The sequence below is a fragment of the Streptomyces sp. NPDC051133 genome (assembly GCF_040682635.1).
Lineage (GTDB): Bacteria > Actinomycetota > Actinomycetes > Streptomycetales > Streptomycetaceae > Streptomyces.
In genome coordinates, this window is the sequence record NZ_JBFBBK010000051.1 from 38,215 (window position 1) to 61,815 (window position 23,601).

The 23,601-nt window shown below is 72.9% G+C and carries 19 protein-coding genes and 1 pseudogene; 13 read left to right on the forward strand and 7 right to left on the reverse strand.

The genetic code is table 11. The features are described 5' to 3' along the window. Positions 1-77: 77 nt before the first annotated feature. The 4 genes from mmsA (at position 78) to AB0N17_RS36185 (ending at position 5,824) form a co-directional block, all read left to right on the forward strand. Entirely contained in the window at positions 78-1,637 is a 1,560-nt protein-coding gene (gene mmsA / locus AB0N17_RS36170) for a multiple monosaccharide ABC transporter ATP-binding protein (RefSeq protein ID WP_366015864.1), read from the forward strand. Then, positions 1,634-2,878 carry a multiple monosaccharide ABC transporter permease gene (gene mmsB / locus AB0N17_RS36175; protein WP_366015865.1) on the forward strand — a complete coding sequence of 415 codons (1,245 nt, stop codon included), beginning with the start codon at positions 1,634-1,636 and terminating at the stop codon, positions 2,876-2,878. The genes mmsA and mmsB overlap by 4 nt, the downstream gene beginning before the upstream one ends. A gap of 75 nt (positions 2,879-2,953) precedes the next feature. Then, entirely contained in the window at positions 2,954-4,102 is a 1,149-nt protein-coding gene (locus tag AB0N17_RS36180) for an aldose epimerase family protein (protein ID WP_366015866.1), read from the forward strand. Positions 4,103-4,204: 102 nt separating this feature from the next. Further along, positions 4,205-5,824 carry a histidinol-phosphate transaminase gene (locus AB0N17_RS36185; protein ID WP_366015867.1) on the forward strand — a complete coding sequence of 540 codons (1,620 nt, stop codon included), beginning with the start codon at positions 4,205-4,207 and terminating at the stop codon, positions 5,822-5,824. A 47-nt stretch (positions 5,825-5,871) separates the two neighbouring features. On the opposite strand, the gene AB0N17_RS36190 is transcribed toward AB0N17_RS36185, so the two are convergent. Together AB0N17_RS36190 and AB0N17_RS36195 are read right to left on the reverse strand one after the other, a co-directional pair. Further along, complete coding sequence (locus tag AB0N17_RS36190; protein WP_366015868.1) at positions 5,872-6,525, reverse strand: DUF4360 domain-containing protein; 654 nt, start codon at positions 6,523-6,525, stop codon at positions 5,872-5,874. Between the two features lie 170 nt (positions 6,526-6,695). After that, positions 6,696-7,154, reverse strand: coding sequence for an Rrf2 family transcriptional regulator (locus tag AB0N17_RS36195; protein ID WP_366015869.1), 459 nt, complete (start codon positions 7,152-7,154; stop codon positions 6,696-6,698). A gap of 75 nt (positions 7,155-7,229) precedes the next feature. Between AB0N17_RS36195 and AB0N17_RS36200 the strand changes: the two genes are divergently transcribed. Next, entirely contained in the window at positions 7,230-10,184 is a 2,955-nt protein-coding gene (locus AB0N17_RS36200) for a beta-galactosidase (RefSeq protein ID WP_366015871.1), read from the forward strand. Here AB0N17_RS36200 and AB0N17_RS36205 read toward each other — a convergent pair. Continuing rightward, a complete protein-coding gene (locus tag AB0N17_RS36205; RefSeq protein WP_366015872.1) occupies positions 10,171-11,685 on the reverse strand; it encodes an alpha-N-arabinofuranosidase in 1,515 nt (504 codons plus the stop codon). The genes AB0N17_RS36200 and AB0N17_RS36205 overlap by 14 nt on opposite strands. Before the next feature lie 214 nt (positions 11,686-11,899). On the opposite strand from AB0N17_RS36205, the gene AB0N17_RS36210 reads away from it, so the two are divergent. The 3 genes from AB0N17_RS36210 to AB0N17_RS36220 are packed head-to-tail and all read left to right on the forward strand — an operon-like array spanning position 11,900 to position 15,121. Next, positions 11,900-12,505, forward strand: a complete 606-nt coding sequence (locus AB0N17_RS36210; RefSeq protein WP_366015873.1) for a toxin-antitoxin system, toxin component family protein — start codon at positions 11,900-11,902, stop codon at positions 12,503-12,505. Beyond that, the gene (locus AB0N17_RS36215) at positions 12,502-13,731 is read left to right on the forward strand and encodes an MAB_1171c family putative transporter (RefSeq protein WP_366015874.1); all 1,230 of its coding nucleotides are present in this window, start codon (positions 12,502-12,504) and stop codon (positions 13,729-13,731) included. The genes AB0N17_RS36210 and AB0N17_RS36215 overlap by 4 nt, the downstream gene beginning before the upstream one ends. Then, positions 13,724-15,121 (forward strand): FAD-dependent oxidoreductase, encoded by a 1,398-nt coding sequence (locus AB0N17_RS36220; RefSeq protein WP_366015875.1) that lies wholly within the window; start codon positions 13,724-13,726, stop codon positions 15,119-15,121. Before AB0N17_RS36215 ends, AB0N17_RS36220 begins: the two co-directional genes overlap by 8 nt. Before the next feature lie 24 nt (positions 15,122-15,145). Here AB0N17_RS36220 and AB0N17_RS36225 read toward each other — a convergent pair whose 3' ends face one another. Together AB0N17_RS36225 and AB0N17_RS36230 are read right to left on the reverse strand one after the other, a co-directional pair. After that, entirely contained in the window at positions 15,146-15,994 is an 849-nt protein-coding gene (locus tag AB0N17_RS36225; protein WP_366015876.1) for an SMP-30/gluconolactonase/LRE family protein, read from the reverse strand. Continuing rightward, complete coding sequence (locus AB0N17_RS36230; protein WP_366015877.1) at positions 15,991-16,764, reverse strand: IclR family transcriptional regulator; 774 nt, start codon at positions 16,762-16,764, stop codon at positions 15,991-15,993. Before AB0N17_RS36230 ends, AB0N17_RS36225 begins: the two co-directional genes overlap by 4 nt. A gap of 144 nt (positions 16,765-16,908) precedes the next feature. Between AB0N17_RS36230 and AB0N17_RS36235 the strand changes: the two genes are divergently transcribed. Then, positions 16,909-17,466 (forward strand): hypothetical protein, encoded by a 558-nt coding sequence (locus AB0N17_RS36235; protein WP_366015878.1) that lies wholly within the window; start codon positions 16,909-16,911, stop codon positions 17,464-17,466. A 45-nt stretch (positions 17,467-17,511) separates the two neighbouring features. Here the strand turns inward: AB0N17_RS36235 and AB0N17_RS36240 are convergent, their stop codons facing one another. Then, a complete protein-coding gene (locus tag AB0N17_RS36240; protein ID WP_366015879.1) occupies positions 17,512-18,342 on the reverse strand; it encodes an oxidoreductase in 831 nt (276 codons plus the stop codon). 57 nt (positions 18,343-18,399) lie between these two features. On the opposite strand from AB0N17_RS36240, the pseudogene AB0N17_RS36245 reads away from it, so the two are divergent. Further along, positions 18,400-18,501, forward strand: a pseudogene (locus tag AB0N17_RS36245) (LysR family transcriptional regulator); the annotation flags it as partial. Between the two features lie 45 nt (positions 18,502-18,546). Here AB0N17_RS36245 and AB0N17_RS36250 read toward each other — a convergent pair. Beyond that, positions 18,547-19,419: a hypothetical protein gene (locus AB0N17_RS36250; protein ID WP_366015885.1), complete on the reverse strand. Its 873-nt coding sequence runs from the start codon at positions 19,417-19,419 to the stop codon at positions 18,547-18,549. 128 nt (positions 19,420-19,547) lie between these two features. Here AB0N17_RS36250 and AB0N17_RS36255 point away from each other — a divergent pair, with 128 nt between their 5' ends. From AB0N17_RS36255 to AB0N17_RS36265, 3 genes are read left to right on the forward strand one after another with little or no spacing between them, the layout of a single operon-like run. Then, positions 19,548-20,573, forward strand: a complete 1,026-nt coding sequence (locus AB0N17_RS36255; protein WP_366015880.1) for a MerR family transcriptional regulator — start codon at positions 19,548-19,550, stop codon at positions 20,571-20,573. Between the two features lie 39 nt (positions 20,574-20,612). Next, entirely contained in the window at positions 20,613-22,097 is a 1,485-nt protein-coding gene (locus tag AB0N17_RS36260) for an acyl-CoA synthetase (protein ID WP_366015881.1), read from the forward strand. Continuing rightward, a complete protein-coding gene (locus tag AB0N17_RS36265) occupies positions 22,090-23,457 on the forward strand; it encodes a carboxyl transferase domain-containing protein (RefSeq protein ID WP_366015882.1) in 1,368 nt (455 codons plus the stop codon). Before AB0N17_RS36260 ends, AB0N17_RS36265 begins: the two co-directional genes overlap by 8 nt. Positions 23,458-23,601: the final 144 nt, after the last annotated feature.

The following is a 23,601-nucleotide window of genomic DNA, read 5'->3' on the forward strand; positions in this document are numbered from 1 at the left end:
CGGACCCCTGTTCGGACCCACTGTCCGGACCCACTGTCCGGCCCCTTTGTTGGCCCCACTGACTGGAAGGCACGACCATGGCGGGACCCGTCCTGGAAATGCGCTCGATCGTCAAGACCTTTCCCGGCGTCAAGGCGCTGTCGGACGTCACCCTGACCGTGCGGCAGGGCGAGGTCCACGCCATCTGCGGGGAGAACGGCGCCGGCAAGTCCACCTTGATGAAGGTGCTCTCCGGCGTCCACCCCTACGGCAGTTACGAGGGGGACATCCTCTTCGAGGGAGAGGTCTGCCGGTTCAAGGACATCCGGGCGAGCGAGCAGCACGGCATCGTCATCATCCACCAGGAGCTGGCGCTGGTGCCGTACCTCTCCATCGCGGAGAACATCTTCCTCGGCAATGAGCACGCCCGGCGCGGGCTCATCAACTGGAACGACACCCTCAGGCACGCCACCGCACTGCTGCGCCGGGTCGGGCTGCACGAGCACCCGGAGACCCGCGTCGCCGACATCGGCGTGGGCAAGCAGCAGCTCGTCGAGATCGCCAAGGCGCTGGCGAAGGAGGTGAAGCTGCTGATCCTGGACGAGCCGACGGCGGCCCTGAACGACGAGGACAGCGGCAAACTCCTCGACCTGATCCTGGAACTGAAGAACCAGGGCATCACCTCGATCATCATCTCCCACAAGCTGAACGAGATCCGCAAGGCCGCCGACTCGGTGACGATCATCCGGGACGGCCGCTCCATCGAGACCCTCGACGTGAAGGCGCCGGAGACCACCGAGGAGCGGATCATCGCCGGCATGGTCGGCCGCGACCTCGACCACCGCTTCCCCGAGCGCACGCCGCACCATCCCGAGGAGGGCGCGGCACCGGCGCTTCAGATCCGCAACTGGACCGTGCACCACCCGATCGACCAGCAGCGCAAGGTCGTGGACGACGTGTCGATCGAAGTCCGCCGCGGGGAGATCGTCGGGATCGCCGGCCTGATGGGCGCCGGCCGCACCGAACTCGCGATGAGCGTCTTCGGCCGCACCTACGGGCGTTACGCGGGCGGCACGGTCCTCAAGGACGGCCGGGAGATCCGTACGAAGTCCGTCGCGGAGGCGGTCGGGCACGGCATCGCCTACGTCACCGAGGACCGCAAGCACTACGGCCTCAACCTCATCGACACCATCAACCGCAACATCTCGCTGACCGCGCTGAGCAAGGTCGCCAAGCGGGGCATCGTCGACGAGCACGAGGAGCGGCAGGTCTCCGAGGGCTTCCGCACCACCATGAACATCAAGGCGCCGACCGTCTTCGAGCCGGTGGGCAAGCTGTCGGGCGGCAACCAGCAGAAGGTCGTCCTCAGCAAGTGGATCTTCACCGGTCCGGACGTGCTGATCCTGGACGAGCCCACGCGCGGCATCGACGTGGGCGCCAAGTACGAGATCTACACGGTCATCGACCGGCTCGCGGCCCAGGGCAAGGCGGTCGTCTTCATCTCCTCCGAGCTGCCCGAACTGCTCGGCATGTGCGACCGCATCTACACGATGGCCGCGGGACGGCTGACCGGAGAGGTGCCCCGGGCCGAGGCCACGCAGGAAGTGCTGATGCGCCACATGACGAAGGACGAGAAGGACAAAGAGGTAACGCGATGAGCACGGATGTGACCGCCAAGAGCCCGGCCCCCGCGCCGCCGGGCGGAAGCGGATCGGCCGCCGAGGGGGGCCTGCTCCGGCTGATGCTGGACGGCCTGCGCCGCAACATGCGCCAGTACGGCATGCTGATCGCGCTCGGCCTGATCGTGGCCCTCTTCGCGATCTGGACCGACGGGGACCTGCTGCTGCCGCACAACGTCTCCAACCTGGTGCTGCAGAACGCCTACGTCCTGATCCTCGCCATCGGCATGATGCTGGTGATCATCGCCGGGCACATCGACCTGTCGGTCGGCTCGCTGACCGCGTTCGTGGGCGCGTTCGCGGCCGTGCTGACGGTGCAGCACAGCGTGGCCTGGCCGCTCGCCGTGGTGCTGTGCCTGCTGGTGGGCGCGGCGGCCGGGGCGGCGCAGGGGTTCTTCATCGCGTACCTCGGCATACCGTCGTTCATCGTCACCCTCGCCGGGATGCTGATCTTCCGCGGGTTCACGGAGATCCTGCTCAAGGGCCAGACCCTCGGCCCGTTCCCCGACGGCCTGCAGAAGACGTTCACCGGCTTCCTGCCCGAAGCCGGCCCGGACACCAACTACCACAACCTCACGCTGCTCCTCGGCCTCGTCCTGATCGCCGCCGTGGTGTGGCAGGAGGTGCGCGACCGGCGCCGGCAGCAGGAGTTCGCCCTGGACGTCCTGCCCGCCCGGCTCTTCCTGCTCAAGCTGGTCGCCCTGGTCGCCGCGGTCCTCACCCTCACGCTGCTGCTCGCCAGCTACAAGGGCGCCCCGATCGTGCTGATCATCCTCGGCGTCCTGGTCGTCGGCTACGGCTACGTGATGCGCAACGCCGTCTTCGGCCGCCACATCTACGCGATCGGCGGCAACCTGCCGGCGGCCAAGCTGTCCGGCATCAAGGACAGGAAGGTCACCTTCTACGTCTTCCTGAACATGGGCGCGCTCGCGGCCCTGGCGGGTCTGGCGATCGCCGCCCGCCTCAACGCGGCCTCGCCGAAGGCGGGCCTGAACTACGAACTCGAGGCGATCGCCTCGTCGTTCATCGGCGGCGCGTCCATGAGCGGCGGTGTCGGCACCGTCCTCGGCGCGATCATCGGCGGTCTCGTCCTCGGCGTGCTGAACAACGGCATGAACCTCCTCAGCGTCGGCACCGACTGGCAGCAGGTCATCAAGGGCTTCGCCCTGCTGCTGGCGGTCGGATTCGACGTGTGGAACAAGCGCAAGTCCGGTTCGTAAGCAAGCGAGTGAGCCGAAGGGGCGGATCCGGCGCCCCGGAGGCGAACCGAGCGCCCAAGAAAAGGGGAGCCGCACATGGAACTGAACAGACGCACCGTCATCGCCGGCGCCGCGGCGGCGGGCCTCGCCGCCACCGCTCTCGGCGGCACGGCCCAGGCCTCCACCGGCGGGAAGCCGGTCAAGGAGCTGTTCGGCACGCTCGCCGACGGCACCAAGGTCCACCGCTGGTCGCTGCAGAACGGCGGCACCCGCCTGAAGGTCCTCTCCTACGGCGGCATCGTCCAGTCCCTGGAGATCCCGGACCGGCACGGCCGCTACGCGAACGTCTCGCTCGGCTACGCCGATCTCGCCGCCTACGTGGCCGGGACCACGTACTTCGGCGCGACCATCGGCCGCTACGGCAACCGCATCGCCAAGGGCCGGTTCACCCTGGACGGCACCACCTACCAGCTGTCCGTCAACGACGGGGTGAACAGCCTGCACGGCGGCGCCAAGGGCTTCAACACCAAGGTGTGGGACGTCGAGCCGTTCACCTCCGGCTCCGACGTCGGCCTGCACCTGTACTACACCAGCGCCGACGGGGAGATGGGCTATCCCGGCACGCTGCGGACCAAGGTCACCTTCACCCTGAACCGGCACGGCGACTGGCGGATCGACTACGAGGCCACCACCGACAGGCCGACGGTCGTCAACCTCACCAACCACACCTACTACAACCTCGCGGGTGAAGGCAGCGGCAGCATCTACGACCACGAACTCTGGCTGGCCGCCGGCCGGTACACCCCCACCGATGCGGGCCTGATCCCGACGGGCGAGCTGGCGAGGACCGCGGGCACCCCGTTCGACTTCACCCGTACCAAGCCGATCGGCCGGGACATCCGCACCGGTCACCCCCAGCTGGTCACCGCCAAGGGGTACGACCACAACTTCGTGCTCGACAAGGGGGTGACCGCACGGCCGGAACACGTGGTGACGCTGCGCGACCCGGGGTCCGGACGCACCCTGAAGATCTTCACCGACCAGCCCGGTGTGCAGTTCTACTCGGGCAACTTCCTCGACGGCACCCTCGTCGGCCGGTCCGGCCGCACGTACCGGCAGGGCGACGGTCTGGCGCTGGAGACCCAGCACTTCCCCGACTCGCCGAACGAGCCGTCGTTCCCCTCGACCGTGCTGCGGCCGGGCCGGACGTACCGGACGACGACGATCCACACCTTCGAGGCGTGAACCGGCTCACACCGCAGGTGAGTTGAACGCCACTGACGCCTCCTCCGTATCCATGGGCGGCCCGTGCTCCCCCGCACGGGCCGCCCTGAACGGAGGTCTCCTTTGACCGGCAACGTCACCTCGTTGTTCGGCGGCACCGCCGCGCACAGCCCCTCGATGGCGGCGTTGACGCGGGAGGGCGGCGACGGGACCGGCCCGGTGGACTTCTGCATCCCCTGCAACCCGTACTTCCCCACCCCGGCGATGTTCGAGGAGATGTCGGTCCGGCTGCGCGAGATCGTCACGTACTACCCCAGCAGTGCCGACACCATCACCAGCGAGCTGTGCGGGCTGCTCCAGCTGCCGCCGCAGTGCGTGGCCATGGGCAACGGCTCGACGGAGCTGATCACCTGGATCGACCACCTGCTGGTCCGTGAGTCCCTCGCCGTCCCGGTCCCCACCTTCGGCCGCTGGACCGACCAGCCGATGGAGACCGGCAAGCGGGTCGACATGTTCCCTCTCCAGGAGGCGAACGACTTCGGCCTGGACCTCGCCCGGTACGCCGAGTTCATCCGCGCCCGGGGCACCCGGGTGGCCGTGCTGTGCAACCCGAACAACCCGGACGGCGGCTATCTGCGCCGGCAGCAGGTGGTGCAGTTCCTGGACGCGATGGCGGACCTGGACCTGGTGGTGGTGGACGAGTCCTTCCTGGAGTTCGCCGACGCGGAGGCCGAGCCGAGCGTGGTGCAGGAGGCGATGCTCCGCCCCAACGTGATCGTCTTGCGCAGCCTCGGCAAGAACTTCGGCCTGCACGGGATCCGCTTCGGCTACCTGGTCGCCAACCCGGCGCTGGCGGGCAAGGTCCGCTCGATGCTGCCCAAGTGGAACCTCAACTCCTTCGCCGAGCACGTGGTGTTCATGCTGCGCGACCACGGCCAGGAGTACGCGCAGAGCCTGCTGCAGGTCCGCCGGGACCGCCTGGAGATGGCCAGCCACCTCTCCGCGCTTCCCGGCCTGACGGTCTACCCCTCCCAGGGCAACTTCCTCTTCGTACGCCTTCCGGTGGGAGCCGAGGGCACCGTGGTCCGGGACCGGATGCTCACCGAGCACCGGATCCTGGTCCGTGAGTGCGGCAACAAGATCGGCTCCTCCAGCCGCTTCCTGAGACTCGTGGTGCGCCCCCAGGTCGACGTGCGTCGCCTGGTGTCCGGCCTGGAGCAGGTGCTCTACGGGTCCAGGAGGGGAGCCGCCGTACCCGAGCTGGGCACCGGGACCAGCTACAGCTCGGGTACGGCGGCGGTGGACCGCCTGGTCAGCGAGACCAACGGCGCCGGGGTGCCGATGCCCGCGCCGCCCCAGCCGATGCCGGCACCGGCCCCGGCCCGGCAACCGACGGCGCCGGCGCCCGTGCCGCAACCGGCACCGCTCCCGGCGGCACCCGCCCCGCTGCCCGCGCCCGCCCCGCTGCCCGTCCCGCTGCCCGCGCAGGTGCCCACGCCCGGCCCGATGCCCGCACCGGTACCGGCGCCGGTGCCCGTACCCGCACCGGTGCCGGTACCCGCGCCCGCGGCAGCCGTGGCGCCCACTCCGCCCGGTGTCCCGGCCCGCGGCGGGCTCACGGCGGCCCAGGTGCGCGGGATGACGGCGCCGGCCGCCACCCCGGCTCCCCCGACGGGCCTGTCACCGGCGCCCGCCACGGGCTGGCCCAACGCGCAGAGCTGGCCCAACGCGGCGGGCGCCTGACCGGCGGGGGCGACGGGTGCGGTGCGCCGACGCACCGCACCCGTCCGCTACTTGGCGGGACACTCCTTCCACGCCAGGTGGTAGACCGTGCTGATGTCGCCGTCCGTCGAGTCCATCGTCATGAAGCTGACCTTGTCGGCGGACGCGCTGCCCGCGCTCACCCGCAGCTCCGTGTTGATGTTGAAGTTGCGCAGCACCCCGCAGGGCGACCACACCAGCTGTGCCCAGTCCGTGCTGTCGGTGGCCTGCCAGTCGTCGTTGTAGGGACCGTTGAAGGGGTGGGTCCTGGGCACCGTCTGCGAGGAGCCCTGGAAGTAGTACGAGGCCTTCTGGGTGGCCGTGGCGCCCTGCTGGAGCGAGAGGAAGCCCCGGTAGTCGGCGCTGGCGACCGCGTAGGTGAAGCCCTGGGGCACGTGCACCACCAGGTTCAGCTGGCAGTTCTTGCGGAACGCCGTGGGGTCGGAGTTGCCGCCGGCCTGGGCGAGGTAGTTGCTGTACGTCACCGTGAAGGCGGTGTTGTCCGGCGAGACGGCGACCGCGGCCGTGCCCGCGGGACAGCCGGAGCCGTTCACCGTGGCCACGTCGATGACGATCTTGTCCGGCGGCGGGTTGTCGAACACGGGGGACGAGGAGCCCTGCGCGGGTAGCGCGGTGGTCAGGAGAGCGGCGACGGCGCCGCTCAGGAGGAATCCACCAGCCATGGTTTCTCCCGGTTGTCGAGTGGGGGGTCACGCCTCCGCTCCGCCCCGTCACCTTTGGAGAATCTGTGCGTCAACCGTGAAGGAGGAAGGGAGGCGTGGGTAGCGTAGGGAGCCCCACGAGCACCCGGCAGAGCCAACTCCGGCCATTCACTTCCGGCTGTTCACTCCCCTCACGGGTTCTCCCAGGCCGCCGGTTCCGCCGCCAGTGCCCGCACCGGCTCGGGCAGCGCGTCCGCCGCGAGGTCGGCGATCGTGACGCCCTCCAGGATCCGGCGGACGTTCGCGCGCAGGGCGATCCACAGCGGCAGCAGGGGCCGCGCGGTGCCCGTGTAGGCGAGGCCCGTGGGACGTTCGCCCCGGACCGAGACGATCGGGCCGTCGACCGCCCGGATGACGTCCGCCACCGTGACCGCGGCCGCGTTCCGCGCCAGCCGGTAGCCGCCACCCCCGCCGCGCCTGCTGTCCACGACCCCGCCGCGGCGCAGGTCGCCCAGGATGCCCTCCAGGAACTTGTGCGGGATGTCCTGTACGGCGGCGATTTCCTCCGCCTTCACCGGGCCGTTACCCTGCCGTACGGCCAGCTCCAGTACCGCCCGTACCGCGTAATCCGCCCGCGCCGAGATCCTCATGGGTCCATTGTGGGCCGTCGCGCCATGGAGAATGGCCTGCACCCGCGCCCCGTAAGACCGCCGGGAGGATCCACCTTGGCGCTCAGCAGACGTACCTTCAGTGCCCTGGCCGGCTCGACCGCGCTCGGGCTCGCCCTGGGCGGCAGCGGCGGCCCCGGGGCCTCCTCGGCGTTCGCGGCGCACAGCGTGCCCACCGGGCCCGCGCCCGCCCCGCCGAGCGCCGACGGCGCGCGCCACACGATCGGGTACGACCGCCACTCGCTGATCGTGGACGGGCGGCGGCTGGTGGTGTGGTCCGGCGAGCTGCACCCCTTCCGGCTGCCGAGCCCGTCCCTGTGGCGGGACGTGCTGCAGAAGATGCGGGCCCACGGGTACAACACCGTCAGCATCTACGTGGCCTGGAACTACCACTCCCCCGCGCCCGGCCGGTACGACTTCACCGGCGTCCGGGACCTCGACCTGTTCCTGCGCACGGCCGCCGAGACGGGCCTGTACGTCATCCTGCGGCCCGGCCCGTACATCAACGCCGAGGTCGACGCGGGCGGCTTCCCCGGGTGGCTGACGGCGACGAAGGGGACGGCCCGGACCGACGACCCGGCCTACCTGTCCCACGTCGACGAGTGGCTCACCCAGGTGAACCGGATCGCCCGCAGGCACCTGTACACACAGGGCGCCGGCACGGTCCTGCTGTACCAGATCGAGAACGAGTACGACGCCCACCCCGGCGACGCGACCGGCCGGGCCTACATGTCCCATCTGTACCGGAAGGTCCGGGCCGACGGGATCGACGTACCTCTGTTCCACAACGACAAGGGGCGCAACGGCTACTGGGTGCCCGGCTCGTTCGGCACCGGCGGGGAGAAGAGCGGCTGGCTGTACGGGTTCGACGGGTATCCGTCGCCGGCACAGACCCCGCCGGACTGGGGGACCTTCGGGCCCGGCGGGGCGAAGGGCGGGGCGAGCGCCTCGCCGTCCACGCCCGGGTTCGTGCCCGAGTTCGGCGGCGGCTGGTTCGACCCGTGGGGCGGCGCCTGGTGCGACGGCAAGGGATACGCCGAGTCGCGGCGCACCCGGGACGCGGCCTACGAGCGCCGCTTCTACCTGACCAACCTCGCCAACGGGCTCACCCTGCACAACGTGTACATGACCTTCGGCGGGACGTCGTGGGGCTGGCTGCCCGCGCCCGTCGTCTACACCTCGTACGACTACGGGGCCGCGATCGACGAGGCCCGCAACGTCACCGCGAAGATCGCGCCGATGCACCAGCTCGGGCATCTGCTGCAGCGCGTGCCCGACTTCGCCAAGCTCGACCGGGCCGCGGACGTCGAGGCCGAGGGGCTGAAGGTCTACCACCTGACCAACCCGGACACCGGCGCCCACGTGTACGTCGCCCGCAACGACGGCGCGGACGCGGTCACCACCGACCTGCCCACCGACGCCGGCGACCTGCGGGTCACCGTGCCCGGCAAGGACGCCACCCTGCTGACCACCGGCCTGAAGCTGGGCGAGCGGACCCTGAAGTACGCCACCGCCGAGCCCCTGCTGTGCCTCACGGCGGGACGGCAGGACGTCGCGCTGTTCACCGGCCGGACCGGCCAGATGGCCGAGCTGGTGCTGAAGTGCCCGGTCGAGCCGTTCGTCCTGCGCCTGGACCCGGAGGGCGCCTGGGTCTACGCCGACGACGAACTCCATGTGAACGTGCCGCTGGGCCAGGGCGGGCTGACCCGGATACTGGTGGAGAAGGGCGAGAGCGACACCCCGCTGCTGCTGCTCTTCGCCGACGACGCCACCGCCGTGCGCCTGTTCCCGTACGACACCCCGTCCGGGACCCTGCTGGTGTACGGTCCGGCGCTGCTGCGGCACGCCGAGGTCCGGGGCTCGGAGGTCCATCTGACCGGTGACGTCACCGGGGAGACCAGCATCGAGGTGTGGGGGCCGCGCGGGATCGGGAGCCTGGTGTGGAACGGGCGGACGCTGCCCACCCGGGTCACCCTGTCCGGCAGCCTGATGACCACCGGGCTGCTGCCCGCCGTGCCCGAGGTGAAGCTGCCCGCGCTGGGCGGCTGGCGGATGCGGACGGAGAACCCGGAGGCCGGGCCCGGCTTCGACGACTCGGACTGGAAGGCCGCGGACGCGAAGACGTCGTTCAGCACCACGCCCGTGCCCGAGGGGCAGCCGGTTCTGTTCGCCGACGACTACGGCTTCCACTACGGGGACGTCTGGTACCGGGGCTCCTTCACCGACTCCACCGGCCTGGACGAGGTCTCCCTCGCCTACGCCACCGGCACCCAGGGGCTGCTGATGGCGTGGCTGGACGGGGAACCGCTGGGCACGCACCGGATGCCGGTGCCGGACAAGGACACGACCGTCCGGCAGGGCAGCTGGACGGCCACGGCCGCCTTCCCGGTGCGGGAGGCGCTGCGCTCGCCCGGCCGGCATGTGCTGTCCGTGCTGGTGCGGCGCATGCAGCACGACCAGGACGGCAAGGGCCTGGACACGCACAAGGCCGCCCGCGGGCTCACCGCCGCCGCCTTCAAGGGGGCCGACCCCGAGGTGAGCTGGCGCATCCAGGGCCAGGCCGCACCCGACCCGGTGCGCGGGCCGATGAACAACGGCGGCCTGTACGGCGAGCGGGAGGGCTGGCACCTGCCCGGCTTCCGCGACCGGGACTGGGAGACGGTGAGCTTCCCGCGGGCCGCGCGGTACCAGGGGGTGACCTGGTACCGGACCACGTTCCGGCTGTCGGTGCCGGCGGACGTCGACGCGTCGATCGGCCTGACCCTCCAGGACGACCCGTACCGGGCCTACCGGGCGCAGATCTTCCTCAACGGCTGGAACATGGGCCAGTACATCAACGACGTCGGCCCGCAGCACACCTTCGTCCTGCCGAACGGCGTCCTGCGCACCCGGGGCACCAACACCCTCGCGCTGGCGGTCCTGTCGGAGTTCACCACGCTGTCGGGCCCCGGGTCGGTGAGCCTGACGCTGCTCGGCCGGGCGAGCGGCGGAGTGCCCGTCACACCAGTCTGATCACGTTCCAGGACAGCGGCTCCAGTACGGCGGTGAGGGTGCCGTCCGCGAGGACGGTGCCCCCGACCGGGTGCGGGGTGACCCGCTCGGGGTCCTGAAGGGTGTTGCGGGCGTCGGGGTCGGCGTCCGCGAGGGCGCTGTGCTCGGCGACGGCCGTCAGGTCGAGCCCGTTCAGGGCGACTTCGAGGGGCAGGGGCCGGGTGCGGTCGCGGTTGACGGCGAAGACCGTGACCGTGCCGTCGGCCGCGCGGACGGCGGTGGCGTGCAGCAGGTCCGTCTCGCCGTACTTCCTCGTCTCGTACGTCGGTGAGTCCACCCGGACGTCGAGGACCTCCCCGCGGCCGGACGCCGAGGCCTGCGCGAACGGGAAGAACGTCGTCTGCCGCCAGGCCGGGCCGCCCGGCTCGGTCATGATCGGGGCGATCACGTTGACCAGCTGGGCGAGGCAGGCCACGGTGACGCGGTCGGCGTGCCGGAGCAGGGCGATGAGCAGCGAGCCGAGGACGACCGCGTCGGTGACGCTGTAGGCGTCCTCCAGCAGGCGGGGCGCCTCGGGCCAGTCGGACCGCTCGACGGTCCTCGCGTGCTCCTCCCACTTCGAGAGGTACCAGACGTTCCACTCGTCGAAGGAGAGGTTGATCCTCTTCTTCGACTTGAGCCCGGCACCCACGTGGTCGGCGGTCGCGGCCACGTTCTCGATGAAGGACTCCATGTCGACGGCCGAGGCGAGGAAGGAGTCCACGTCGCCGTCGGTGGGCTCGTAGTAGGCGTGCAGGGAGATGTGGTCGACGAGGTCGTACGTCTCCCGCAGGACGGTCGCCTCCCACGCGGCGAAGGTGGGCATGGCCCGGCCGGAGGAGCCGCAGGCGACCAGTTCGACGGAGGGGTCGATCCGGCGCATGGCCCGGGCCGTCTCGGCGGCGAGGCGGCCGTACTCCTCGGCGGTCTTGTGGCCGGTCTGCCAGGGGCCGTCCATCTCGTTGCCGAGGCACCACAGCCCGATACCGAAGGGCTCCTTGTCGCCGTGGGACACGCGCAGGTCGGAGAGGGCGGTGCCGGCGGGGTGGTTGGCGTACTCCATGAGTTCGAGGGCCTCGGCGACGCCCCTCGTGCCCAGGTTCACGGCCATCATCGGTTCGGCCCGGGGGCCGATCTTCTTCAGGAACGCGATGTACTCGGAGAGGCCGAAGCGGTTGGTCTCGGTGGAGTGCCAGGCCAGGTCGAGCCGGCGGGGACGGTCCTCGGCCGGGCCGACGGAGTCCTCCCACCGGTGGCCGGAGACGAAGTTGCCGCCGGGGTACCGCACGGTGGTGACGCCCAGTTCGCGGACGAGGTCGAGGACGTCGGTACGGAGGCCTTCGGCGTCGGCCGTGGGGTGGTCCGGCTCGTAGACGCCGGTGTAGACACAACGGCCCAGGTGTTCCACGAAGGAGCCGAACAGACGGGGGTTGACCGGGCCGACCGTGAAAGCCGGGTCGAGCGTGAAGCGTGCGGTGTGCACGGCGCCTTGTCCCATACCTTGCCCCCACCGTCCCGAGGTGTTCGACATGTCGACTGGTGCACGTGACTCCGAACGGACCGTAGGTGCGAAGCGCTTCCGCGTCAATGGTCCCTGCACGAGCTCACAGGTGGTTTCGTCCTGGACGAAGCTCGCCGGGATCCCGTGACGAGGACACGTCCAGACGCGTACGCTCTGAGCGGCAGAAGGGGGACCGATGAGCATCGCGGGGGCGCGTGAGCGAGCCGCACGCCTGGCGGCACGGCTGCGGCCGGCCCGTCCGGGCTCGGCGATGCGCTCCCTGGCCGGCGCCCTCGCCGCCGCCGTCCGCGCCCGCCCCGAACCGCCGCACGGCGTACGGGAGCTGGGCCGGGCGCTGTGCGAGGAGATGGGCGCGCTGCGCGGTGGACGGCCGGTGGAGCTGCGCTTCGAGCGTTTCCCCGACGAGATCGAGGTCACCGGGCTGTGGGTGGAGTTCGCCGACTTCGACCTGGTGATCGTGGAGGAACGGGCCGAGGCCGTGCAGCAACTGGTGATCCTCGGCCATGAGTTGTGGCATCTGCACGCCGGGCACCGGCACCACCACCTGGCCGGGGCCGCGGCGGCCCGTGCCCTCGCCGACGCGCCCGACTGGCGGGACGCGCCGCTGACGGTGGCCGCGCGCAACGGCTCCCGGGAGACCGACGAGGCCGAGGCCGACGACTTCGGGCACCGCCTGGCCACCCTGTTCCGGCCCCGTCTCGACGGCTCCGGATCCGGCGCGCCCCTCGACCCGCTGCAGCGCTCCCTCGGCTACCGCGGACGCGGAGGAGCCGCGCGGTGACCTTGCTGGCGCTGAACACCTCCGGACTCCTCGGCGAGTTCTACATCTCCTTCTGGATCCCCGCGGCCGTCCTGAGCGCCGCCTTGGTGATCAAGCTGCCCACGATCATCCGGCTGTGGCGGGATCCGCTGCTGCGCGCGGTCGGCGGACTGCTGCTGCTCGCCTGCGCGGTGTTCGTGTTCTGCGCGCCCTCCACGATCGCCCGGGTCAACCGGCTGGTCGGGGTGCCCAACGTCTCGGCGCCCTGGTGCTATTCGCTGCTCACCGCGTTCTGCGGCTCGTGTCTGCTGCTGATCATCGCCTGGCGCAACGGCCTGTCCGACCGCTCGGCCGCCACCCGGCGGGCGATGCGCTGGGTGGTCTCCGTGTACTGCGGGGTGATCGCCGCCCTGTGGATCCTGTTCCTGCTCGCCGACGCGCCCGTCGAGCGGCTGCGGGACCTGGACACCTACTACGCCGACACGCCGTTCATGCGCGAGGAGATCCTGCTCTACCTCCTCGCCCATGCCGTGGCCGTCCTCATCACCTCGCGGCTGATCTGGAACTGGGTGCGCACCGAGGGGCTGGACGCCTGGCTGCGCTGGGGCCTGAAGCTGCTGGGCGTCGGCTACGTGCTCAACCTGATCTTCGACGCCTCCAAGCTGACCGCCGTCACCGCCCACTGGTGCGGCCGGGACCTGGACTCGCTGAGCACCGACCTCGCGCCGCCGGTCGCCGCGCTGTCCGCCATCCTGATCGCGGTCGGCTTCATCCTGCCGCACGCCGGCCAGTACCTGCACGACCGCTGGCGGGTCCGGCTCGCGCACCGCGAACTGCGGCCGCTGTACCACCTGATGCGCACCGTGAGCGGAGAGGGCGTGCCGTTCGTGCTGCGCGCCACGCCCGAGCTGCGGCTGACCCGGCGCGAGACGTTCATCCGGGACGTGCTGCTGCCGCTGGCCCGGCACATCGACCTCGAACTGAGCAGACGCGCCCACGGCGCCGCGCTGGCCCTCGGGCATCCCCCCGAGCGCGCCCGGGCCCTCGCCGCCGCGGTGGCCGTCCTGGACGCCGTGGAGGCCAGGGCTCGCACACCGGAGCCGCCCGGGACGGGCGAAGGGCCCGACACCACGCGGCTGCTCCAGGAGATCGGGGCCGTCTCCCGAGCCCTCCGCCGTCCCGACGACATCGAGGCGGTCCGCGCGTGTGCGACCGCCCCAGCAGAGAGCCTTGCCGCCCATGAGTGATCACATGCCCACGGCCGTCGTCCTCGGCGGCTCCCTCGCCGGCCTGCTGGCGGCCCGCTCCCTGGCCGTCGCCGGCGCCCGGGTGACGGTGATCGAGCGCGACGCGCTGCCCGCGGGGCCCGAGCCGCGCAAGGGACTGCCACAGGCCCGGCACGTGCACCAACTGTGGTCGGGGGGCGCGCTGGCGCTGGAGGAGCTGCTGCCCGGGGCCATCGAGCGGCTCGTGGCGGCCGGGGCGCGCCGGGTGCCGATGACCACGGACATGGTCGCGCTGTCCCCGTACGGCTGGTACCGGCGGTGGTCCGAGTCGGCGTTCATGCTGGCCGCCGGCCGGGATCTGCTGGACTCCGTGGTGCGGCGGCTGGTGCTGGCGGACGAGCGGATCGAGCTGGTCGAGCGGGCCGAGGCGGTCGGAGTGGAGGGCACCGGCGCGGCCCTGACGGGGGTCCGCGTCCGCGCCCACGACGACACCGAGCGGACGCTGACGGCGGATCTGATCGTGGACGCCACCGGGCGGGCCTCGCGCGCCGCCGGCTGGCTGACCGGACTCGGGCTGCCCACGCCCGAGCGGCGCGAGGTGCACTCCGGGCTCGTCTACGGCAGCCGGCTGTTCCGGGCGCCGGAGGGGGCCCGGGACGGCTTCCCGGTCGTGAACCTCCAGCCCGATCCGCGGGCCGCGGGCAACGGGTGCGGGGGCGTGCTGATGCCGGTGGAGGACGGCAAGTGGATCGTCACGCTGTACGGCGGCCGGGGTGACGAACCGCCCTCGGACGGCGCGGAGTTCGCCCGGTACGCCCGTGCGGAGCTGCGGCATCCGCTCATCGGGGAGCTGCTGAGCACGGGCGCGGAGCCGCTGAGCGAGGTGACGATCACCCGGACGACGGCGAACCGGCGCTACTTCTACGAGCGGATGCCGAGGTGGCCGGAGAACTTCGTCGTCCTGGGGGACGCGGTGTGCGCGCTGAACCCGGTGTACGGCCACGGGATGGCCGTCGCGGCCCGGTCGGCGCGGGTGCTGCGCGACACGGCGCTGCGGTTCGGCCTCGGGTCGCCGGGCCTGGCCCGGCGGGTGCAGAAGGCGGTCGGGCGGACCGTGCGGGAGGCCTGGGAACTGGCGATCGGGGCGGACGTGTTCTATCCGGGCGCCACCGAGCAGGGACCGACGCTGCGGGACCGGCTGGTGTCCGCGTACGTCGGCCGGCTGCTGTACACCGCGACGGGCAACGGCCGCATCGCCCGCCGGGTGACGGACGTGACGTCACTGGAGCGCGGCGCGGACGTCCTGCTGGCCCCGAGCGTGCTGCTCGCCGCCGCGGTGGGCCCCCTGCGGCCGAGGCTGACGGAACCCCCGCTGACCACGGAGGAACGCAAGGCCGCCGGGGTTCTGTAGGCGCGGGCCGGCCGGCGCGGGCCGTCAGCCCGCGAACGCGGGCTGGGGCAGGCCCTGCCCCGCGTCCGGGATCACCAGGACGGAACCCGACAGGGGGTGGGGCGCGGCCAGGCCCGTGCGGGCCGTGGTGATGTACAGGTCGGTCAGCCCGGCGCCGCCGAACGCGCAGGCCGTCGTCCGCGGGGCCGGCACCTCGATCACCCGGTCCAGCTCGCCGGCGGGCGTGTAGCGGCGGACCGCTCCCCCGTCCCACAGCGCCACCCAGACACAGCCGTCCGCGTCGACCGTCAGCCCGTCCGGGAAGCCGGCCCCTTCCTCGATCTCCAGCAGCGGCCGCCGGCCGCGCACCCGCTCACCGTCGTGGTCGAAGACGTCCACCCGGCGGGTCGGGGTGTCGATGTAGTACATGAGCCGGCCGTCCGGGCTCCAGCCCGTGCCGTTGCTGACGGTGACGTCCGACAGGACCGGCTCCACCGCGCCGGCACCGGTCAGCCGGGTCAGCGTGCCCCCGCCCGCCGCCTCGTCGTACCGCATGGTGCCCGCCCACAGCGAGCCGTCCGGCGCGATCGCCGCGTCGTTCGCCCGGCGGCCCGGCACCGGCTCGTGGTGCAGCCAGCGGAAGGTGCCGTCGGGGTCGAGCAGGCCCACGCCGTCCCGGAGGTTGAGCACCAGGCCCCCGGCCGCCCGGGGCTTGGCCGCGCCGACGTGCTGCTCCGTCGTACGGGCCGAACGGCGGTCCGTCGCCGGGTCGTAGGTGTGGATCCGCATGCCCAGGATGTCCAGCCAGATCAGCCGGCCCGTCTCGGGGTCCCAGGTCGGGCCCTCGCCCAGCGCCGCCTGGGCCCGTACGGCGACCTCGTACCCGCCGCTCACGCCGTCCCCCGGTGCCCGAGCCGCTCCGACAGCTCCGCCGCGCCCTTCGCGGCGAGCTGCTCCAGCTCGCCCCGCCGGCCCTCGCTCCAGCGGATCATCGGCACCGAGATGGACAGGGCGGCCACCACCTGCCCGGCGCGGTCGCGGACCGGTGCCGCCACGCAGGAGACGTCCGGGTTGGACTCGCGGTTCTCCACGGCGAGACCCCGCTGCCGGATCTCCGCCAGGGCCTCGCGCAGCGCGGCCGGGTCCGTGATGCTGTTGGGGGTCATCGCGGCCAGCTCGGCACCGTCCGGTATCCGCGCGGCCAGCTCCTGCTCCGGCAGCGAGGCCAGCAGCATCTTGCCGACCGAGGTGCAGTGGGCCGGGAGGCGGCGGCCGGCGGCCGACACCATGCGCACCGCGTGCGTGGAGTCGACCTTGGCGATGTAGATGACGTCGGTGCCCTCCAGGATGGCCACGTGCACCGTCTCGTCGCAGGTCTCGGCGACCGAGCGGGCCACCTGCTGGCCCTCGGCGGCGAGGTCCAGCTGCTCGGCGTAGCGGCTGCCGAGCTGGTACGGGCGTACGCCGAGCCGGTACCGTCCGGGCTGTCCGGGCAGGGGCACGATGTAGGACCGTGCGGCGAGCGTGGTGACCAGCTCGTGCACGGTGGTGCGCGGCAGCTGCAGCTTGCGCACGATGTCGGGGGCGGTGAGCGTCCCGTCCCCGTCGAGGAACAGCTCAAGAATGTCGAGAGCCCGGGTCACGGCAGGCACGAGGCGTCCCACGTCCGGCCCCCTCCCTTGGGTCTAAGCGCCCGTCCACCACCCCGGTGTTCGAGATATCAACAGGCGATCGGCATGACGAACACAGGCTAGTCATGGACGGGTGGGCGGGCAATGGTCGGGTACGTGCCGGGCACCATGGGTGCCATGTACGTCGACTTCCAGCTGGTGCTGCTGCGTCGCATGGCCGACCACAACCCGGAGCTGGTGGCGGACGCCCGCCGGCAGCTGGGTGCCTCGATCGCGGACATGCGGGAGGCGAACAAGCGCTGGCAGGCGATGGTCCGCTCACCCCGAGCCAGGTCGGCCGCCGCCCGCTACCGCTCCGTCCTCGGCGCGCCGGAGTCCGTCGTCCGGCGCCGGCTCGGCGACGTCGACTGCGAGGCCCGGCGCTGGGCCCTGCCCCTCTGGCCCGACCTGCGCTTCGAGGTGCTGGTCGGCCCGGAGGGCGCGGTGTGGAACGAGTGGCTGGTGCGCGCGCCCGGCGCCCCCGCGCCGAGACTGCGCACCCTGGACGACCTCGCCCCCTGGTCCTGCACGGTGGACGAGGCCGCCCGCGCCTTCGCCCCGGCCCGTCCCCTGGAGGGCACCGCACCCACCCGGTGGGGGCTCGCCTTCGCCGCACCGGACCGGGACGGCGTACGGCACGAGGTGGCCGCCGAGTTCACCTGGGGGCTGCTGCAGCGCACGGCGGTCCTTGACTGAGCGGCCCGCTCAGTCGTCGAATCCCGCTCAGTCGTCGAAGCCCGATCAGTCGTCGAAGCCCGTCGCCCGGGTCCGCTTCTCCCACGTGCTGACGTCCTCGCGGACCTGCTCGGCGTGGGCCAGCACGGCGCTCACCGCGTCCTCGCCGAGCACCAGCCGCAGCGGGGTGCGCTCGGCCTCCAGCGCGGCCAGGATCAGCGCCGCCGCCTTGGCCGGGTCGCCGGGCTGGGCGCCGTCGCCGCCGGACACGAAGCCGCGGGTCTCGTCCACCTTGGCGTACGTCCCGCTGTCCGCGCTGGCGCCCGCCCGCGCGGTGTCGAAGATCGCGGTGCGGAACGCGCCCGGCTCCACGATCAGCACCTTGATGCCGAACTCCGCCACCTCGTCCGCGAGCGCCTCCGAGATGCCCTCCAGGGCGAACTTGGTCGCGCTGTACGCGCCGAAGCCCGCGAGGGACATCTGGCCGCCCATGCTGCTCATCTGCACGATCGCGCCCGAGCGGCGCTCGCGCAGGTGCGGCAGCACCGCCCGCACGAGCGCCGCGGGCCCGAAGACATGGAGGTCGAACAGCGCGCGCAGCTCGGCGTCGGTGGTCTCCTCGACCGCGCCGACGTGCGTCCGGCCCGCGTTGTTGACCAGCACGTCGATCCGCCCGTGCCGGTCCATCACATCCCGTACGGCCGCGTCGATCGCGGCCAGGTCGGTCACGTCCAGGCGCACCGCCTCCACCTGGCCGGGGTGGGCGGCCACCAGGTCGTCCAGGGCCTCCGGGCGTCTGGCCGCGCCGATCACCACGTCACCCGCGGCGACGGCCGCCTCGGTGATCGCCCGCCCGAAACCGCTGCTCGCCCCGGTCACCAGCCACACCTTGTGCACGACGACTCCCCATCGGTATCGCATCCTCGACACGCGCCGGCGTGCCGCCGGACGCCGTTGCCCGTCCACGACGTCCACGCCCGCGATCCACGCTACGTCGTCGCGGTCGCCGGGGAGCCGCACTTCACCCGCACGGCCGAGCGGCTGTACGTCTCGCGGCACGGGCGTGCGGGCGGGTCCGCCGGGAGACGGCCGCCGTCCGGGCTACTCCCCCGCCGCGGTGAGGATCGCCTCGGTGACCCGCTCCAGCGAGCCGGGGTGCAGCCAGAGGAACAGATTGGGCTCCACCAGCTCCAGTTCCATCAGGCGGGGCTCACCGTCCTCCCCGTCCACCAGGTCCACGCGCCCGTACAGCAGGTCCTCGCCCCCGGGCACGGCCGCCAGCGCCTTCTCGGCGACGGCGAGTTCCGCGTCCGTCGGCTGCCAGCGCTCCAGGTCCGGGTGGGCCACCTTGTCGGCGTCGTAGGGGGTGCCGGGGGCGAGGACGGCGCCCTTGCGGCTGGCGTGCAGCAGCCGGCCGCCGAAGAACTGCAGCGCCCGCTCCCCGCTGACGTCGATGCCGCGCACGTACGGCTGCACCATCGCGGTGAAGCCCTCGGCGTGCATCCGCGCGAGCTGTCGTACCGCCGTCTTGTGCTGGTCGGGCGTGTAGCGGGCGGCGAACCGGGCGCCCGCGCCGGAGGTCGGCTTGATCACGTACTCGTGCCCGTCGGGCAGGCCGGCGGGCTCCCCCGGGGCGATGTAGCGCGTGGGCACGGTGGGCACCCCTGCCGCCGCCAGCTGCCCCAGGTACCGCTTGTCGGTGTTCCAGCGCACGATCCCGGCCGGGTTGGCGATGCGGGTCGCCCGCCCGACCCGCTCCACCCAGGCCCCGAACTCCGCGGCGCGCCAGCTGTAGTCCCAGGTCGAGCGGATGACGACCAGGTCGTAACCGCCCCAGTCCGCGTCCGGGTCGTCCCAGAACCGGGCCTCCGCCCGCGCGCCGGCGTCCCCGAGCGCCCGCACCAGCTCCGGCAGATCGCCGTCCTTGCCCGGCTCGGCTCCGGGGTCGTAGGTGGCGAGGGCGATGCGGGGCACGGCGGACTCCCTGTCGTACGGCGGTTCGATCACCGCGAGGCTAACAACCGTCCCGGAACCGGGACAGGGCGATTGACCTTCACCCTCGGTGAAGCCCCAGCATCGAGGCGGACGAGGAGGAGCACGCGATGCGGACCGAGTTCCTGACGATCGGGGCGTTCGCCCGGGCCAGCCGGCTGTCACCGAAGGCGCTGCGGCTCTACGACGAGCTGGAGCTGCTGCGGCCCGCCCGGGTCGACCCGGACACCGGTTACCGGTACTACGCCGTCGCCCAGCTGGAACGGGCGCGGCTGGTGGCCTGGCTGCGGCGCCTCGGGATGCCGCTCGCCGAGATCCGGGCGGTGTGCGCCCTGGATCCGGTGGACGCGGCCCGCGCGGTCCAGGCGTTCTGGGCGCGCGTGGAGGCGGAGACGGCCGCACGGCGGGATCTCGCCGCGCTCCTCGTCGGCCATCTGACCGGAGCGTCGAGATCGGAGTGTTCTCTCATGCTGGAACTGCGTCATGCCGCCCGCACCGACCGCGGGCTGGTCCGCCCGGCCAACCAGGACACCGTCCACGCGGGCCGCCGGCTGCTCGCGGTCGCCGACGGATTCGGCCCGGCCGGGGCGCCCGCGAGCAGCGCCGCCGTGGCGGCGCTGAGGTACCTGGACGAGGCCGGTGAACTCCCCGAAGGCAGCGCGCTGGACGTGCTGGAGGACGCGGTGCGCTCCGCCGCCGAGGCCGTACGGGAGCTCGCGGGGGCCGGCGACGAGGTCGGCACCACGCTGACGGCCCTGCTGTGGACGGGGTCGGGGCTGGCCGTGGCCCACATCGGGGACTCGCGGGCGTATCTGCTGCGGGACGGCGAGCTGGTGCGCATGACCCGGGACCACCGCGTGGGCCAGGGGCTGCTGCTGCTCAGGGCGCTGACCGGCGGACCGGCCGCGACCGCGGACCTGCGTCTGCAGGAGGCCCGGGAGGGAGACCGGTACGTCCTGTGCTCCGACGGCCTGACCGAGGCCCTGCCGGACGCCCGGATCAAGGACCTGCTGACCGGCGGGGCCGGCCCCGAGCGTGCGGTGCGGCTGCTGGTGGAGGCGGCGAACGAGGCCGGCGGCCCCGACAACGTGAGCTGCGTGATCGCCGACGTCGTCGCGGCGGGGCAGCTGGTGTAGGAAGGGGGGCAGTTGCCCCGACAGTAAGGAGTGCGCCGCGTGTCCTCCCTCTTTCCCGCCCTGGCGGACGGCCCGGACGAGCGCAGCGAGACGGGGGTCCCCCCGGACGAGGTCCGGGGGAGGGTCGCCCTGCGGTTCGGTGAGCGGTCGTTGTCGTACGGCGAGCTGGCGGGGGCCGCGGGTGCGGTCGCCGCGCGGGTCCACAAGGCGCGCCGGGTCGCCGTGTGGGCCACCCCGGAGCTGGAGACCGCCGTCGCCGTGACGGGTGTGCTGCTCGCCGGGGCGGCCGCGGTGCCGCTGAACCCGAAGTCGGGCGAGAAGGAGCTGACGCACATCCTGGCCGACAGCGCGCCGGACCTCGTCCTCACCGCGCCCGGGACGGAACTGCCGCCGGTGTTCGGTGCGTTGGAGCGGCTGGACGTCGACGCCTCCGCCACCGGCACCGCCCCCGGGACGCAGGCCCGCGAAGAGGATCCGGCGCTCGTCGTCTACACCTCCGGCACCACCGGCCCGCCGAAGGGCGCGGTGCTGCCGCGCCGGGCCGTCGCCACCACCCTGGACGCGCTCGCCGACGCCTGGCAGTGGACCTCGGGGGACGTGCTGGTGCACGGGCTGCCGCTGTTCCACGTGCACGGGCTGGTGCTGGGCGTCCTCGGCCCGCTGCGGCGCGGTGGCGCGGTACGGCACCTGGGGCGGTTCACCACCGAGGGCGTGGCGCGCGAGCTGAACGCCGGCGCGACCATGCTGTTCGGGGTGCCGACGATGTACCACCGGATCGCCGAGGCCCTGCCGGACGACCCGGAACTGGCCGCGGCGCTGGGGCGGGCCCGGCTGCTGGTGTCGGGCTCGGCCGCGCTGCCCGTGCACGACCACGAGCGGATCGCCGCGGCGACCGGGCGCCGGGTGGTCGAGCGGTACGGCATGACCGAGACGCTGATGAACACCGCCGTGCGGGCCGACGGCCGGGCGCGGGCCGGGACGGTCGGGGTGCCGCTGCCGGGTGTGGAGCTGCGGCTGGTGGAGGAGGACGGGACGGAGATCGCCGTCCTCGACGGGGAGAGCGTCGGCGAGATCCAGGTGCGCGGTGCGAACCTGTTCACCGAGTACCTGAACCGGCCCGACGCCACCGCCGCCGCGTTCACCGCCGACGGCTGGTTCCGCACCGGGGACATGGCGGTGCGGGAGGCCGACGGGTACGTCCGGATCGTCGGGCGCAAGGCCACCGATCTGATCAAGAGCGGCGGTTACAAGATCGGCGCGGGTGAGATCGAGAACGCGCTGCTGGAGCATCCGGGGGTGCGGGAGGCGGCGGTCACCGGGGAGCCGGACCCGGACCTGGGTGAGCGGATCGTGGCCTGGGTCGTCCCGGCGGATCCGCAGCGGCCGCCCTCGGCCGGGGAGCTGGCCGACCATGTGGCCCGGCGGCTGGCCCCGCACAAGCGCCCGCGGGTCGTCCGCTACCGCGAGTCGCTGCCCCGCAACGACATGGGCAAGCTCATGAAGCGGGCGCTGACCGATGCCTGAGCGACTCTCCGCGCGGCGGATACTCTCCCTGGTCTCGGACGCCGGGACCTTCGCCGAACTGCCCGTACCGGCCGGGGAGCGGGCGCCCGACGGCCCCCTCGGCTGGCAGGGCTACGACGCCTCGCGCGCCCGCGCCGCCGAGCGCACCGGCGAGGAGGAGTCGGTCGTCTGCGGCACCGCACGGGTCGAGGGCACCCCGGCCGTGCTGATCGCCTTCGAGTTCGGTTTCCTCGGCGGCTCGCTGGGCGAGCGCACCGGGGACCGGCTGGAGGCGGCGTACACGCACGCCCGGGAACACCGGTTGCCGGTCGTGCCGTTGATCGCCACCGGCGGCAGCCGGATGCAGGAGGGCATGCTCGCGCTGACCCAACTCCAGCGGGTGGCCCGGCAGTCGGCGCTCACCCGGGAGGTGGGGCTGGCGCAGATCGCGGTGCTGCGGGATCCGACGACCGGTGGCGGCTGGGCCACGCTCGGCGCGGGAGCCGATGTGATCCTGGCCCTGCCGGGCGCCCAGGTGGGCTTCGCCGGTTCCCGCGTCCGCCCGCCCGGCGCCGATCCGGCCGCGTACACGGCGGAGGCCCAGGTGGCGGTGGGCGCGGCGGACGCGGTGGTGCCTCCGCGGGAGCTGCGCGGGGTGCTGGGGGCGTGGCTGCGCCTGCTGGCCCGCCCGTCCGGCGCGCCCGACCCCGAGCCCGCGCCCGTCCCCGCCGCGCTCGGCGCCGCCGGGCTCCCCGGCACCGGCTGGGAGGCCGTCGGGCGGGCCCGTTCCGGCGGGCGCCCCCGCGCGGGCGCCTACCTGGACGCCTACTTCACCCACCGGGTCCGGATCAGCGGCGACCGGTGCGGCGGGACCGACCCCGAGGGGATGCTCTGCGGGTTCGGGGAGCACGGCGGCCGTACCGTGGCGTTCGCGGCGCAGACCGGCACGGCGACCCGGCCCGCCGGGTACCGCACCGCGGCCCGGCTGATCCGGCTGGCCGGCCGGCTCGGTGTCCCCGTGCTGACGCTGGTGGACACCCCGGGCGCCGCGAACGACGCGGAGGCCGAGCGGCAGGCCGCCGGCGCGGCGATCGCCGAGGTGTTCGCCGCGGTGGCCGCCGCCCGGGTGCCGGTCACCACCCTCGTCGTCGGCGAGGGCGGTTCCGGCGGGGCGCTCGCCCTGGCCGCGCCCGGCAACACCTGGGCGGCGCCGGACAGTTACTTCTCGGTGATCGCCCCGGAGCTCGCGGCGGCCATCCTCAAGCGCCCGCCCCAGGAGGTGGAGGCGACCGCCGCCCAGCTGCGCATCCGGCCGCAGGACCTGGTGGGGCTGGGGGTGGTCCGGGGCATCGTCCGGCCCGCGGACCACCCCGGGGGCTAGGGGGTTTCGTTCGGATCGGGCCGGGCCCGACCTGATCCGAACGAAACCCCCTAGTAGTGCTTCGTTATGTTCTGGGCTGTCTGCGGATGTTCCGAGGGCTGGGTAGGGGGCGTCCGCAGGTGGTGCAGGTACCGGTCCAGCACC

Coding starts and splice junctions, on each gene's coding strand:
- mmsA (WP_366015864.1), top strand. CDS start 78: ATGGCGGGACCCGTCCTGGAAATGCGCTCGATCGTCAAGACCTTTCCC.
- mmsB (WP_366015865.1), top strand. CDS start 1,634: ATGAGCACGGATGTGACCGCCAAGAGCCCGGCCCCCGCGCCGCCGGGC.
- AB0N17_RS36180 (WP_366015866.1), top strand. CDS start 2,954: ATGGAACTGAACAGACGCACCGTCATCGCCGGCGCCGCGGCGGCGGGC.
- AB0N17_RS36190 (WP_366015868.1), bottom strand. CDS start 6,525: ATGGCTGGTGGATTCCTCCTGAGCGGCGCCGTCGCCGCTCTCCTGACC.
- AB0N17_RS36195 (WP_366015869.1), bottom strand. CDS start 7,154: ATGAGGATCTCGGCGCGGGCGGATTACGCGGTACGGGCGGTACTGGAG.
- AB0N17_RS36210 (WP_366015873.1), top strand. CDS start 11,900: ATGAGCATCGCGGGGGCGCGTGAGCGAGCCGCACGCCTGGCGGCACGG.
- AB0N17_RS36220 (WP_366015875.1), top strand. CDS start 13,724: ATGAGTGATCACATGCCCACGGCCGTCGTCCTCGGCGGCTCCCTCGCC.
- AB0N17_RS36235 (WP_366015878.1), top strand. CDS start 16,909: ATGTACGTCGACTTCCAGCTGGTGCTGCTGCGTCGCATGGCCGACCAC.
- AB0N17_RS36255 (WP_366015880.1), top strand. CDS start 19,548: ATGCGGACCGAGTTCCTGACGATCGGGGCGTTCGCCCGGGCCAGCCGG.
- AB0N17_RS36265 (WP_366015882.1), top strand. CDS start 22,090: ATGCCTGAGCGACTCTCCGCGCGGCGGATACTCTCCCTGGTCTCGGAC.